The organism is Hymenobacter sp. 102 (assembly GCF_049949205.1).
GTDB lineage: Bacteria > Bacteroidota > Bacteroidia > Cytophagales > Hymenobacteraceae > Hymenobacter.
On record NZ_CP188172.1, the window covers coordinates 3062552 to 3076046 of the forward strand.

Sequence of the window (13495 nt, forward strand, 5' to 3'; positions counted from 1 at the left end):
GGTAGAACGATACCGCCGCTTGCCGAGCAGAAAGAAACGAGGTTGAAGAAATACTATCCTTCGCGGGGGAGGATGTTGTGTGCCCTGCGTAAGGGCCAGCTGCCAGAGTGGTGGCACAGGCTACTACCGCCGAGGACCCAGCCGCAGGGTTTGGCAGGAATCCGTCAGGAGTAGGGCTTCCGTCTGAAAAGTAGCCTGCCAAGCCTGGGTGGCCTTCCGCCCGCACACTACTACCACGTCGCCGGGGCGGGACTCGGCGGCCTGCCAGGAGGCCAGGCGCGCTACGGTGTGGCCCTGCTGGTAGTGAGTAGCCAGCTGGTAGTACAGCGGGGCGTCGTTGAAAGATCCATCCGTGCCGAGGGTGTACGCCCAGAGCTCGGGGTGCTGCTGCCACTGCCGCCGCAGGTGGTGCCCGTACACCAGCTGGTGATTATCAAACCGATACTTGGAAAGCTGCCGCAGGTATTGTACTTGGTTCAGGTAGGGAAATGCTGCCAGTGCCAGCACACCGACCACGCGCCAGATGTACGGAACGGGCGGTTTCGCTTCGCGCTGGATCAGCCGGAAGAGCAAGGTGCCGGCCACTGCCGTCAACACGGCCAGCAGCGGAAACCCGGGGGCATCGTACCAGCTCAGTTTGGTTTCAGCCAGGGAAATAACCAGCAGAAAGCTTCCGGTAATACTTGTGAAGGTACGCCCCAGCCACCAGCCAGCCGAGCCCCGGGGTTGCCACCAGCCCAGGCCCGCTCCCACCAGCGCGGGCACCAGCCACAGCGCAAACTGCCAGGTAGTGAGCAGGGTAACGTAGTAGGCAAAGGGGCCGTTGTTGCCTTCCAGCTCATGGGCGGCCGGGCCGCCCACCTCGTATTGCCACACCGCTGCCAGGTAGCCCGGAGCAGCCGCTTCCCGCACCGCGTACCAACTGCCGGCTACCACCACTACCAGGCCCGCAGCCAGCCAGGGGGCCGGGGTGCGCAGCCGGTGCAGGTGGCCCGTGCTCCAGGCAGCCAGCAGCAGACCCGGGCCGAACATAGCCCCGGCAATACCCTTGGTCAGAACGGCCAGCGCGAAAGCGCCGCCCGTCAGCCAGGCCCAGCGTACCCGGCCGCTTTGCAGAAAAGCCACCCAGCTAAATGCGCCCAGCGTGGTCCAGAGTGTCAGAAAGGCGTCGAAGTCGGCGGTGCGGGCTACGTGGAAGCTGACGTAACCCGGGGTAGTGAGCAATACCACGCCGGCCAGCAGCCCAGCCAAACGGCTTTGGAGCCAGCGGGCGGCAGCTACGTATACCAGCCCCACGGTAGCCAAAGCACTTAGAGCTGCAGGCAGGCGCAGGCCTACTTCCGAAGGGCCCAGCAGCCGGATGCTGCTGGCCAGCGTCCAGAGCCAGAGTGGGGGCTTGCAGTTCCAGAGGTCGGGCTGCCCTTCGTAGCGGGCCACCAGCCAGTCGTGATGCACCAGCATACCCAGCGCATCCAGCGCCGTGCGCGACTCATCCCACTGCTGCACCGGAAACGAGCCCAGCTGCCAGAACAGCGGAAAATAGGCTAACGCCAGCAGCAGCGCCAGCGGCAGCACCCGCTGCCAGATGGGCAAATCGGGAGAAAGAGGAGAGGTGGTAAAGCGCACGCCCTAAAGTACAGCTACCAGGGAGGCCGCACAAACTGCGGAACGGTTCAGCTTCTACAACTTGATGCAGACGTTCTGGGCCTCGGTGAAGAACCGTAGTGCTTCCAGCCCGCCTTCCCGCCCCACCCCGGAGTTTTTCATTCCCCCGAAAGGTGTGCGCAGGTCACGGTGCAGCCACGTGTTCACCCAGACTACTCCGGCGTGCAGTTGCTGAGCCACACGGTGCGCTCGGGTAACGTCGCGGGTCCAGAGGGTGGCCGAGAGCCCATACTCCGTGCCATTGGCCCAACGCACGGCTTCCTCTTCAGTATCAAACGGCATAAGCGTCACGACTGGTCCGAATATCTCCTCCTGATTTACCCGGCACGCAGGACCAAGGTTCTCAAATACGGTGGGCTCCAGGAAGTAGCCCCCAGCGCAACGGCCCGGTAGCAGCACCCGGTGCCCGCCCGTCAGCAGTCGGCCGCCCTCCTGGTGGGCCAGCTCAATGTATGATAGCACTTTCTGCAAATGCACTTCGCTCACCAGTGCCCCCTGCCGGGTAGTTTCATCCAGTGGGTCGCCTACGGTGAGGGCGCGCACCTGGGCCAGAAACGCAGTCTTGAATTGCTCGTAGATGCGGCGCTCTACCAGAATCCGGGAGCCACACAGGCAAATCTGGCCTTGGTTAGCAAAGGAGCTGCGCAGGCTGGTTTGCACCGCTGTTGCCAGGTCGCAATCCGCGAAGATGAGGTTGGGATTCTTGCCACCCAGTTCCAGGGAAAGCTTCTTGAAGCGGGGCGCGGCTGAACGGGCAATCTGCTCCCCGGTTTTGGTGCCGCCCGTGAAGCTGATGGCCCGGATGCCGGGGTGCTCTACCAGGGCTTGCCCCACGCCTGGGCCGGTGCCATGCACAATATTAAGCACGCCCGGCGGCAGGCCGGCCTGCTGAGCCAACTCACTCAGCAAAAATGCTGTGTACGGCGTTACTTCTGAGGGCTTGGCTACTACGCAGCAACCTACGGCCAGGGCCGGCGCAATCTTCCAGGTGAACAGGTACAGCGGCAGGTTCCAGGGCGAAATGCAGGCCACTACCCCCAACGGATGCCGCACCGTGTAGTTCACGGCCACGCCTTCCTGCACGTGGGCCTCGGTGGCGAAATGCCCGGCCGCCGTCCCGAAAAACGCAAAATTGCTGGCAGCCCGCGGAATATCCAGGCTGCGGGCCAGGCTCAGAGGTTTGCCGTTATCCTGACTTTCAGCCCGGGCCAGGGACTCCAGGTGCTGCTCAATCAGTTCCGCGAGGCGCACCAACTTGCGGCCGCGTTCCTCAGCGGGTGCGGCTCGCCAGGCCGGCAAGGCGGCCTCGGCGGCCCGCACGGCGGCGTCTACGTCAGCCGCATCGGAGTCGGGCACCTGGCCGAAGGGCTGCCCGGTGGCAGGCTCCAGCAGAGGTAGATAATGGCCGGCTACCGGGGGCACCAGTTGACCATTGATGAGGTTTTGAAGCTGTAGCATAGGGCGGGGCAGGTTAGTCCAGCCGTCGGAACCTCAGCGCTGCGGGGGCAGCGGCGGCTCCGGCAGGTTGGAGTCCGACACAATATACAGTGGGCGCTGCCGCACGTTGGCGCTGAGGCGGGCAATGTACTCGCCAATAATGCCCACGGCAATCAGCTGCACCCCGCCTAGAAACAGGATGCTCACCATCAGCGAAGCCCAGCCCGGCTGGTAATCGTGGCTAATGAAGCGCGAGTACAGCGTATACAGCATCACTACAAACGCCACCCCCGACACGGCAAATCCGCTCACGGTAGCGGCTTTCAGCGGTACATCCGAAAAGGCCGTAATGCCATCCAGCGCCAGCTTCAGCATTTTGCGGTACGTGTAGCCCGTTTCGCCGCCCGCCCGCTCGGCCCGGTCATACTCCAGGTAGGTCTGACGGTAACCAATCCAGGAAATCTGCCCCCGGATAAACTTGTTCTGCTCCGGCATGCGGCGCAGCGCCTCTACCACTTTGCGCGAAATCACCCGGAAGTCGCCGGTATCTACGGGAATGGAAATGTTGGTGATGCTGGCCAGTAGCCGGTAGAACAGCTTGGCCGTGAGCTTTTTGGCAGCACTCTCGCCCTGGCGGCTGCGGCGCTTGGCATACACCACCTCGTAGCCCTCGCGCAGTTTCTGGTACAGCTGCGGAATCAGCTCGGGTGGGTCCTGCAAATCGGCGTCGATGATGACCACCGCCTCGCCCTCCGCCCGGTCGAGGCCGGCCGTGACGGCAATCTGGTGCCCGAAGTTGCGGCTGAAATTTATGAAGCGTACCTGCGGGTCGCGCAGAACCAACGTCTGAATCAGGGCCAGCGACTGGTCCCGGGACCCATCGTTGATGAAGATGAACTCGTAGCCGCCGGGCAGGCGCATGAGGTCCAGTACCCCGCGCAGCCGCTCGTGCAGGGTGCCTATGTTTTCTTCCTCGTTATAGATGGGAATGATGACGGATAAATCCACGGCGCAGGGCAGAAAATCAGGAAGAAGGTTTGCGGGCTAACGCAAATACGCTTACCCCAACAGGCAGCCGCAGGTGGCGCATCAAGCGGTTTTCGGCCTGCAGCAGCCACGTCAGGGCTGTGTTGAGCGGGGCCGGCAAGGCCTGTAGGTCACCGGTGCCGGCTGAGGCTCCCGGCTGGGGCTTCCGGCGCAGCCGCTGGCTCCGACGCACCAGTAGCGTAGGAAAAAACAGCGCGAAATTCCAGTACGATTGTCGTTGCACTACCAGGGAGGCCTGCTCCAGGGCCCGGCTGAGCGTAGCCGCCGTGTAACGCCGGTAGTGGCGATTTACCACATCGTGCTGGCTCCAGAGCTGGGGCCAGGCCGGCACGTACACCAGTAGCTGCCCGCCTGGCTTCAGCACCCGCCGCCACTCGCGCAGGGCCAGTTGCTCATCCCGGATATGCTCCAGCACATCGGAGGCTACCACCACATCAAACGACTCATCCCCAAACTTCAGCCGGGCGCCGTCCATTACCGATACGTTGGGAATGCGGCGCTGGTGGGCCAAGGCAATGGCGGCCTCACTAATATCGATACCCGTCAGATTTTGGAAGCCCACGCTACGCAACTGCTGCTGCAACGGCCCACCCGAACACCCGATTTCCAGAATAGCGGCCGTGCGGGGCAGTTGCTGCAACTGGTCGAAAACGCTGGCGCGCCGCCCCCGGAACCACCAGTGGTTTTCCTCAAGCTGATGATATTTTAGTTCGTACTCAGGGTTCATAAGGGCCGCTGGGGTGAGGTACTACCGCCCGGCCGTTGTTCCGGGCAGCCCGTAACGGTGCGGTCTGCGCCGTCGGGCTGGTTTCTGGGTGGACTAGATAAATAATGACAGACTCACTCGGAGGGGAGGAATGAAGGTCAATTAATTCACAAAAATGCTAATACCCGGGCACATTATGACCACAATTTCCGGCAAAGGGCCTGCAGGTGTCAATCTTAAATCCCGCTATATTTGCCCGCCCGCAATGGGCACAAGTTATGTATGTGGCCTAGAAAATGGATAACTGCTTCGCCCTCGAGGCAAGCGTGGCGGTACGGGGCCTTACTTCTTTTTGCGGTGCTGGCACTGGTGCTGTACGGAGCTTATCTCACGCCGCTGCCCTGGGGGTTTCACGACTGGGCACAGTCGGATCGGCTGGCCCTGGCCCTGGGCTTCTACGACTATAATTTCGACTTTTTCCATCCCCGTACCCTGTCGCTGAGCACCGTTGACAGCGTGACCGGGGTGGAGCCGCCCGTGCAGGCTTACCTGGCGGGTTTGCTGGGCTTACTGGTGGGCCGCTCGCACATCACCATTGCCTTCCGCTGCCTCGATCTGACCATGATGGTGGTGGGGTTCTGGTTTCTGTTCCGGCTGCTGTTTGAGAGTACCGGCCGCGTTCTGGCCGGGCTGGTGCCGGTGGCTTTTCTGCTATCCTCACCCATCTTCCTATACTATTCCGGTACCTACACTCCCGACCCGTTCAGTGCCTCGCTGGTGTTCGTGGCCCTGTACTTCTACTGGCGCTTTTACTACCACGACCGGCAGTTCCGGCATCTGCTCTGGGCTACCGGGCTAACGGGCCTGGCCATGTTCGTGAAGATTATGGCTGGGGTGTACTTTATCGGGTTTACGGGCGTGGTACTGGCCGTTTCGTACGTGCGGCCCAGCCTGCTGAACTGGGGGCAGAAGTTGACGTTTCTGGGCGTGGTAACACTGATTATCCTGCTGCAGATCAGCTATGTTCTGTACCACCGCTACCTGAACGAGGCGTATGGCAACGGGCTGTTTCTGGTGGAGGCGCTACCCATCAAATCAATGGCCCAGCACCGGGAAATCTGGGAGAAGGTGCGCGACACATGGAGGCTGGAGTACTTCACGCCGGCCGGGTATGCGCTGGTGAAAATTTGCCTGGGCCTGATGGCAGCGTACGCCGTGGTACGGTGGCGGCGGGCCGTGGCGTATCTGCCGCTGGCACTTTTTTTGGTGCTGGCCACGGTGGGTATCGGGGTGCTGTACGTGCTACTGGGCCCGCAGCTGCTGGCCCACGATTATTACCCTATTGCCCCGCTGGTGCCGCTACTGGTGCTGGTGGTATGCTGCGGGGTGAAGGCTTTGGTAGATTTGTTAGGAAGCTCCCGTGTAGCGGCTCTCGGGCTGCCGGTACTGCTGCTGATTGGTATTGCGGTGCCAACGTACGTGGGTATGCGCCACCACTATGCCCGCATGACGGATCCTTACAAGCCGCACAGCGACTATTACACCTACCGTTGGCTGGTAGGGGGAGAGCAGAAGCTGCGTGCTGCCGGTGTGCCCGATAAGGCGTTCATTCTGGTGTACGGAGAGTCGGCGCCTAATACGGCGCTGGTGCACTTCAACCACCGGGGCATCACTTGGGACCCTATCATTTCCGATACGCCACCCGATACGCTGCTGCGCATTATGGCCGGTCGGCGCCTGGAGTACCTCGTGGTAAGCCAGCAAATCCGGCAGCGCATGGAGCAGGAGAATCCTGCCTTGCTGCCGCCTTTCCAGTTAGTATCCTGCAACGAGCAGTTCTGCATTTTCAAACCCCGTCAACGCCCGGTTATCTGGTAGCCTAGCGCTTCAATTCCCTGACTTTTACCTGTACTTTACTTCATATGCGCACTTTTTCTCTTCTCGTAGGAGCTGGCCTGCTGGGCCTGCTGGCTGGCTGCAACCGCTCATCCGACACGCCGCCCGTAGGTTCGGGCAATGGCGTGTGGGTTAGCCAGGACTTTGAAAGCCTGCGGGGGTGGTCTAACCCCAACAATGCGACTTCGCTCACCAGCGAAAAAGCGCATAGCGGAAAATTCTCCATCAAAACCGGCCCTGGCGTTGAGTACAGCGTGGGTTTTGGCGCCAAACTCGGCGACCTGAGCACCACCAAGCCCCGCAAGCTGCACTTGGAAGCCTGGGTGTGGGTACCCAGCGAGAAAAGCACGACCAGCCTGGTAGTGCAGGTAGGCAGCGGCGACAAGCCGGTGATGTGGGAAGGCATCAAGCTGGCCGAAAAAGCGGGCGGCTTCGGCGAGTGGAAAAAGCTGGAAACCGACATCATGATCAAACCTGAGGTAACCTACACCGACGGCCTGAGCGTGTACATGTGGGGCCCGCAGGAAACGGCTCCGGTGTATCTCGACGACCTCGTAATCACGGAAGCGGAGTAGGCGTATCCTGCTCCTGCCATTAGCGGGCTTTCCCGCCGCCGCACCTGGTAGCAACTGCACCGGGTGGGGGCGGGTACGCCCGAGCTTCCATCAGCGAACATAGCCAGCGCAGGCGGACGGTATAGGCCGGCCGCCTGCACACCGCACTTTCGTACGCCCGGCCCGTCACCTCTATGCCAACTTCCTTTTCAACCAGTTCGGTTGCCGCCTACGCGAAAGCCAGACCCTACCAGCTGGCGGCATTGCTGCTGTTTTTGGTGGTAGCGGCAGTGTACTACGTGCGGTTTCTCGGCGAGCTGCCCACCGGCGTGCACACCTGGGCCCAGTCCGACCGGTACTCACTGGCCCTGATGTTTTATGACTACGGGTTTCAGTTTCTGAAGCCTCGTACGCATAGTCTGCTGTCTATTGGTGGTATCACGGGGGTAGAGTTTCCGCTACAGCCCTACCTGGCGGCGCTGGGCGGACTGGTGTTTGGGCGCAACGCCATTGTAGGCGTGTTCCGGGCCCTGGATGTGCTGATGGCGGTGGTGGGCTTTTACTACCTGTTCCGGCTGGTATATGAGCGCACGGGCCACGTAGCGGCCGGGCTGCTGCCCGGGGCGTTTCTGCTGGCCTCGCCGGTATTCGCCTTCTATGCCGGTAATTTCGCCCCCGACCCATTCAGCCTGAGCCTGACTTTTGTAGCCTATTACTACTGGCTGCGGTTTTTTGACGACCACCGGCTGCGCGACCTGTTGCTCACGCTGGCGCTGATGACGCTGGCCAGCCTGGTAAAAACCACTTCGGCTCTGCATTTTATGGGGTTGTTGGGCATTACGGGCGTGTACTTATTGTTGCAGCCCACGGTGTTGGGGCTACGGCAGCGGTTATATGTTTTGGCAGCGGTTTTAGCCTCATTAGGCGCGCTGGTAGCTTTCTACCTGCACAACCAGGCCCTGAACGAAACCTACCAGTCCATTGTATTCCGGGCCAGCCTGAACCCCATCGATACCCCGGAAGTGTTGCACTCGGTGCTGTACTACATTAACCGAGACCTGCGGCTGGAGTACGGCACGCCTACGCACGGGCGTATTCTGCTGGGCTGTGTGGTGTTGTTTCTGGCGTTTAGCCGTCGGCTGGTGCGCCGCTACTGGCCGCTGTTTGCGCTGCTGGGAGCCGCGCTGCTGGCCGCCGTGGTGTTCTGGAAAGCCATGGGTGCCGGCTTGGGTGTGCACGATTATCATATGATCTGCGTGCTCGGGCCGCCGACGGTGCTGTTGCTGGTACTGGCCCTATTGGGTCTGGGCAACCTGCGCGGCTGGCTGCGCCACCTGAGCAGCGCCGGATTAGGGTTTCTACTGGTGTTCTTACTGGTGAAAGGCTACACCCGCTTGGGCCAGCGCATGTCCGACGACTATCTGCCTTTCTCCGCTTACTACACCCACCCCTGGATGCGGGGCGGTGCCGCGGAAATGGTGAAGGCGGAGGTGCCGGCCTCAGCTTCAGTGCTGGTGCTGAACGAAGATGCGCCCAACGTGGCTCTGGTGTACTTTGACCGCCGCGGCCTGTGCTGGAAGCCCAGCAACCTGGCAGAGCTAAGTATGCACGACTTGCAGACCTATATGTCGTCGGAACACCTGGAATATCTGGTGATGAGTAAGGCCACCTACGAGCAGCTGCAGCACCTGCACCCCCAGTTTCCGGCAGAGTTTACGCTGGTAGGCTGGAAGCCCGCATTAGTATTTCAGCGCCGTAACCTGCAGTATCCGTGGTAGTAACATTTCTCAAAAGTTTAGGGCGACGCAGTGGCTGGTTAGGTATGCTAGCACTGTCCTGCGTAAGCTGCGGCCCCCAGGCTCCGCGCACCGATGCCACACTGCACGAGTTGCTGTCCGTGGATTTTGAGCAGCCCGGAAAATGGTCGGCTACGCCCCCGGTGCTCACTACCGACGACGCCCACTCCGGGACGCATGCTCTGTACGTGGAAGATAGTAATCCTTTTTCCACTTCGTACCGGACGCCTTTGAGTGCATTATTCCCTAAACGCCCCCGGGCCGTGCTGCTTGATGCCTGGGTAAAAGTGCCCAGCCTGTATAACGATGCCCGGCTGGTGCTCACTGTAGCCAACCCCTCCGACCTGGAGCACCCGTATTTTTCGCATATCACCTACCTGTTTCCCAGCTTGGCGGGCAACCGCTGGCACCACATCCAGGAGCAGGTAAATCTGCCCTACGACCATGTACACGCCGACCACGTACTGACGCTATACGCCTGGGCTGCTACAGCTGGTGAAAAGGTGCTCATCGACGATGTACGCCTGCTGGCTTACCGTGAGGATACCGGCCTGACAATACCTGCCACCAAATAAGCCGTCGGGTCAGATTCCGGCGGCTTGGCTACCTTTTGCGACAAGGCCCGGTAAAAACACACGATTTCTATGTTTTTACCGGGCCTTGTCGCAAAAGGTAGCCAGAGCGAATTTGTTTACCCCTCAAGGCCTCCGGTAGCTGCTGCGCTGTGCGGAGCGGCCGGAATGGCGGCATCGGTTTCCCGGATTAGGTAGGCGGGCCGCTGCTTGGCCTGAATAAATAGCTTACCCAGGTATTCGCCCATAATGCCCAGCACCAGCAACTGAATGCCGCCAATGAATAGCACACTCACCAGCACCGAAGCCCAGCCCGGTACGGCATCAGGCGTGAAAATCAGGATGTAGAGGGCATATAGCGCGTACAGAAACGCCAGCCCCGATACGCTGACGCCTGCCAGGGTGGCAAAGTGCAGCGGCCGCACGCTGAAGGATGTGATACCGTTGAGCGCCAACTTCACCATTTTGCGGAGCGTGTACTTGGTAGCTCCTTTAAATCGGGCGTCGGGTACGTAGGTGATGCGCTTCTGCCGGAAGCCCACCCAATGCACAAAGCCCCGTAGAAACAGGTCGGTATCGGGGCTGGCCCGCACTACCTCCACCACGCGCTTATCCAGCAGGCGGTAGTCGGCCGTGCCGGGTTCAAACCGCACGCTCGACAGGTAATTCATCAGTCGGTAAAAGCTGTTGGATGAGAAACGCTTAAACCAGCCAAGTCGCTCATCATCGGCACGCTGAGTATACACGATGTCGTAGCCATTCAGCCAGTGACCAATCAGCTCGGGCAGCAGCCGGGGCGGGTGCTGCAGGTCGGCATCCATAGAAATAACACAGTCGCCGGAGGCATAGTCGAGTCCGGCGCGCAAGGCACTTTGGTGGCCGAAGTTGCGCGACAGGATGAGGTAGCGTACCGTGGGGTCCTGGGCGTGTAGCTCCCGTAGCACTTGGCTGGTTTTGTCACGGCTGCCATCATCCACAAACAGTAACTCCCGCTCGAAGCGTGCCGGCAAATGCTCCTTGATACGAGCGGCCACTTCCGGCAGATTCTCTTCTTCGTTGTAGGCCGGAATTACCACGGAAATCTTCATAAGCGGCGTAGCGGATAAGGAGAGCAGAAAGAGAAATGCGGAGCCAAATTACAGGATATGCAGGAGTTGCTGAGCCTACAGATTGCCCGTACGGCCCCCATCTACCGGCACGTTGATGCCCGTGATATAGGCCGCCGCCGCAGAGGCCAGAAACGCCACGGCCGCCGCCACTTCCGCCGCTTGCCCAAAACGCCGGGCTGGAATCAGCCGGAGCATGGCCGCTTCTACCTGCTCAGTGGTCTGGCCGGTTTGCTCGGTTTTTTTCTCGATCAGGGAGGTATGGCGTTGCGTGACGGTAGCACCGGGCAGCACGTTATTTACCGTAATACCGTCGGCGGCCAGTTCGGTGGCCAAGGTCTTGGCCCAGTTGCCCACCGCCGCCCGAATGGTATTGCTCACGCCCAGCCCTGGCAGGGGCTGCTTCACGGAGGTGCTGATGATGTTGACAATCCGGCCCTGCCCCCGGCGGCGCATACCCGGTACCACCGCTTGGGCTAACAGGTGGTTACACACCAGATGCTGCTCAAACGCGGCCCGAAATTCCTCTACCGGTGCTTCCAGAATTGGCCCGCCGGCCGGGCCGCCGGTGTTATTTATCAGCACATCGAACCCGGTTGGGTGTGCATTCAGGTAGTGCTGCACTTGCTGGCGCACCACATCGGGCCGGCTGAAATCAGCCACGATGAAATCGTGGGCTTGTCCGGCGGGTATGGGCAAGGCCGCCGCTACTTCGCGCAGGCGGGCTTCGTTGCGGGCCAGGAGGGTAACGGTGGCCCCGCGCCGGGCCAGTTCTTCGGCTACGGCCCGGCCAATGCCTTGGGTACTACCGCCCACCAGGGCACGTTGGGAGAGAAAATCCATAGAGCAAATGTGAAAAAAGTACCGCAATGAGAAGAATGGCCAGGCAGGTAGTACGGATGGTGGGGCCACCGCGGCATGCTTGGTACTAAAGGCGTAATCCGGTGCCGGCTGCGCCCAGGAATAAGCGCGCCGCAAGCGGCGGCGGCCTATGCCTTTCCGTACTCTCAGGTGGACTGTGCGTATACAGTAGCGTTCCGCCTGCGTCAATATTGCGGTACATTCTCTACATTTCCCACAACTCTCACCTGCTGCCCTATGCCTGTTAGTCGCCCGTTCAATTTTCAACAGTGGATTGCCGAACACCGCCACCTGCTGAAGCCGCCCGTGGGCAATCAGCAGGTATTTAAGGATAACAAGGATTTCATTGTGATGGTAGTGGGTGGCCCTAACACCCGCAAAGACTACCACGTGGATGAAGGGGAGGAGTTGTTTTTACAAATCGAGGGCGACATCGTGGTGAAAATCATAGAGGACGGGCAGCCCGTAGATATTGAAATTAAGGAAGGCAGCATGTTTCTGCTGCCGGGAGGGGTACCCCACTCCCCGCGCCGGCCGGCCGGTACCGTTGGGCTGGTGCTGGAGCGGTACCGTACCCCCGGCGAACTGGATGGATTTCAGTGGTACTGCGAAAACTGCGGCCATAAGCTGCACGAGGAGTTTGCCGAAATTACCGACATCGTGGCCCAGTTGCCGCCTATTATGAACCGGTTCTGGGCTTCTGATGCGTTGCGCACCTGCACGGTATGCGGCACCTATATGGCTGCCCCGGCACCCGTGGTGTTGGCCGATTAAGTGCCGTGCTGACTATTGACATTCATACTCATATTCTGCCGGAGCGCTGGCCCGATTTGCGGGAGCGGTACGGGTATGGCGGCTTTATCCGGCTGGAGCACCACCGGCCCTGTTGCGCCCGCATGTTGCAGGACGACAAGTTCTTCCGCGAAATTCAGGACAACTGCTGGGACCCGGAAGTACGGCTGCGCGAGTACGACCGGTTCGGAGCCCAGGTGCAGGTACTCAGCACGGTGCCCGTGATGTTCAGTTACTGGGCCAAGCCGCTGGACACGCTCGACCTGAGTCAGTTGCTCAACGACCACCTTGCCGGCGTGGTGCAACGCTACCCCGCGCGGTTTGTGGGGTTGGGCACCCTGCCCATGCAGGCGCCTGATCTGGCCATCCGGGAGCTGGAGCGGTGCCGTAAAATTGGGCTGGCGGGCGTGCAGATTGGCTCCCACATCAACGAGTGGAACCTCAGCGAGCCGGCCCTGTTTCCGGTGTTTCAGGCAGCGGCGGAGTTGGGCATGTGCGTGTTTGTGCACCCCTGGGATATGATGGGCCAGCAGCAGATGCCCGATTACTGGCTGCCCTGGCTGGTGGGCATGCCCGCCGAGAGCAGCCGGGCCCTGTGCAGCCTCATCTTCGGGGGGGTGCTGGAGCGCCTGCCCAACTTGCGGGTGGCCGTGGCCCACGGCGGCGGCTCGTTCGCCAGCACTATCGGCCGCATTGAGCACGGCTGGCAGGTGCGCCCCGACCTCTGCGCCGTGGATAACCCCCGCAACCCCCGCGAGTACCTGGGCCGCTTCTGGGTTGACTCCTTGGTGCACGATCCGCTGATGCTGGAATACCTGCTGAAAACCCTGGGACCCGAGAAAATCACGCTGGGTACCGACTACCCATTCCCGCTGGGCGAGCTGGAACCCGGCCAGCTCATCCGCTCCATGCCCTGGCCCGAAGAGGTGAAGGCCCGGATGCTGGGCCAGAACGCCCTGGACTGGCTGGGGCTGCCCGCCGCCCGCTTCGCGCTGTGAGAAGGTGAAGTGTCGGCCTCTCATCCTGAGCTTGCGAAGAACCTTATGGCGCCTGAATGAACTCC

At 60.9% G+C, this 13495-nt stretch carries 12 protein-coding genes; 6 read left to right on the forward strand and 6 right to left on the reverse strand.

Annotated elements, in window-relative coordinates; translation table 11 throughout:
* Positions 1-123: 123 nt before the first annotated feature.
* From ACN19L_RS13145 to ACN19L_RS13160, 4 genes are all read right to left on the reverse strand, one after another.
* Entirely contained in the window at positions 124-1593 is a 1470-nt protein-coding gene (locus tag ACN19L_RS13145; protein WP_426489952.1) for an ArnT family glycosyltransferase, read from the reverse strand.
* 87 nt (positions 1594-1680) lie between these two features.
* A complete protein-coding gene (locus ACN19L_RS13150) occupies positions 1681-3123 on the reverse strand; it encodes an aldehyde dehydrogenase (protein ID WP_426489953.1) in 1443 nt (480 codons plus the stop codon).
* Between the two features lie 33 nt (positions 3124-3156).
* Entirely contained in the window at positions 3157-4110 is a 954-nt protein-coding gene (locus ACN19L_RS13155; protein ID WP_426489954.1) for a glycosyltransferase family 2 protein, read from the reverse strand.
* Between the two features lie 16 nt (positions 4111-4126).
* The gene (locus ACN19L_RS13160) at positions 4127-4876 is read right to left on the reverse strand and encodes a class I SAM-dependent methyltransferase (RefSeq protein WP_426489955.1); all 750 of its coding nucleotides are present in this window, start codon (positions 4874-4876) and stop codon (positions 4127-4129) included.
* A 336-nt stretch (positions 4877-5212) separates the two neighbouring features.
* Here ACN19L_RS13160 and ACN19L_RS13165 point away from each other — a divergent pair, with 336 nt between their 5' ends.
* The 4 genes from ACN19L_RS13165 (at position 5213) to ACN19L_RS13180 (ending at position 9676) form a co-directional block, all read left to right on the forward strand.
* A complete protein-coding gene (locus ACN19L_RS13165; protein ID WP_426489956.1) occupies positions 5213-6733 on the forward strand; it encodes an ArnT family glycosyltransferase in 1521 nt (506 codons plus the stop codon).
* A gap of 44 nt (positions 6734-6777) precedes the next feature.
* A complete protein-coding gene (locus ACN19L_RS13170; RefSeq protein WP_426489957.1) occupies positions 6778-7326 on the forward strand; it encodes a hypothetical protein in 549 nt (182 codons plus the stop codon).
* A gap of 173 nt (positions 7327-7499) precedes the next feature.
* Positions 7500-9083 (forward strand): ArnT family glycosyltransferase, encoded by a 1584-nt coding sequence (locus tag ACN19L_RS13175; protein WP_426489958.1) that lies wholly within the window; start codon positions 7500-7502, stop codon positions 9081-9083.
* 44 nt (positions 9084-9127) lie between these two features.
* A complete protein-coding gene (locus ACN19L_RS13180) occupies positions 9128-9676 on the forward strand; it encodes a hypothetical protein (RefSeq protein ID WP_426489959.1) in 549 nt (182 codons plus the stop codon).
* A 116-nt stretch (positions 9677-9792) separates the two neighbouring features.
* On the opposite strand, the gene ACN19L_RS13185 is transcribed toward ACN19L_RS13180, so the two are convergent.
* Both ACN19L_RS13185 and ACN19L_RS13190 read right to left on the reverse strand, forming a co-directional pair.
* Complete coding sequence (locus tag ACN19L_RS13185; protein WP_426489960.1) at positions 9793-10761, reverse strand: glycosyltransferase family 2 protein; 969 nt, start codon at positions 10759-10761, stop codon at positions 9793-9795.
* A gap of 75 nt (positions 10762-10836) precedes the next feature.
* On the reverse strand, positions 10837-11622 hold the full coding sequence (locus ACN19L_RS13190) for an SDR family oxidoreductase (protein WP_426489961.1): 786 nt from the start codon (positions 11620-11622) through the stop codon (positions 10837-10839).
* A 255-nt stretch (positions 11623-11877) separates the two neighbouring features.
* Between ACN19L_RS13190 and ACN19L_RS13195 the strand changes: the two genes are divergently transcribed.
* Both ACN19L_RS13195 and ACN19L_RS13200 read left to right on the forward strand, forming a co-directional pair.
* A complete protein-coding gene (locus tag ACN19L_RS13195; RefSeq protein ID WP_426489962.1) occupies positions 11878-12414 on the forward strand; it encodes a 3-hydroxyanthranilate 3,4-dioxygenase in 537 nt (178 codons plus the stop codon).
* Positions 12366-13430, forward strand: coding sequence for an amidohydrolase family protein (locus ACN19L_RS13200; protein ID WP_426489963.1), 1065 nt, complete (start codon positions 12366-12368; stop codon positions 13428-13430). The genes ACN19L_RS13195 and ACN19L_RS13200 overlap by 49 nt, the downstream gene beginning before the upstream one ends.
* Positions 13431-13495: the final 65 nt, after the last annotated feature.

What these genes read in the sequence shown, in the direction of transcription:
- ACN19L_RS13160 (WP_426489955.1), bottom strand. Translation starts at nt 4,876, where the DNA reads ATGAACCCTGAGTACGAACTAAAATATCATCAGCTTGAGGAAAACCAC.
- ACN19L_RS13195 (WP_426489962.1), top strand. Translation starts at nt 11,878, where the DNA reads ATGCCTGTTAGTCGCCCGTTCAATTTTCAACAGTGGATTGCCGAACAC.
- ACN19L_RS13150 (WP_426489953.1), bottom strand. Translation starts at nt 3,123, where the DNA reads ATGCTACAGCTTCAAAACCTCATCAATGGTCAACTGGTGCCCCCGGTA.
- ACN19L_RS13175 (WP_426489958.1), top strand. Translation starts at nt 7,500, where the DNA reads ATGCCAACTTCCTTTTCAACCAGTTCGGTTGCCGCCTACGCGAAAGCC.
- ACN19L_RS13170 (WP_426489957.1), top strand. Translation starts at nt 6,778, where the DNA reads ATGCGCACTTTTTCTCTTCTCGTAGGAGCTGGCCTGCTGGGCCTGCTG.
- ACN19L_RS13200 (WP_426489963.1), top strand. Translation starts at nt 12,366, where the DNA reads ATGCGGCACCTATATGGCTGCCCCGGCACCCGTGGTGTTGGCCGATTA.
- ACN19L_RS13180 (WP_426489959.1), top strand. Translation starts at nt 9,128, where the DNA reads ATGCTAGCACTGTCCTGCGTAAGCTGCGGCCCCCAGGCTCCGCGCACC.
- ACN19L_RS13190 (WP_426489961.1), bottom strand. Translation starts at nt 11,622, where the DNA reads ATGGATTTTCTCTCCCAACGTGCCCTGGTGGGCGGTAGTACCCAAGGC.
- ACN19L_RS13185 (WP_426489960.1), bottom strand. Translation starts at nt 10,761, where the DNA reads ATGAAGATTTCCGTGGTAATTCCGGCCTACAACGAAGAAGAGAATCTG.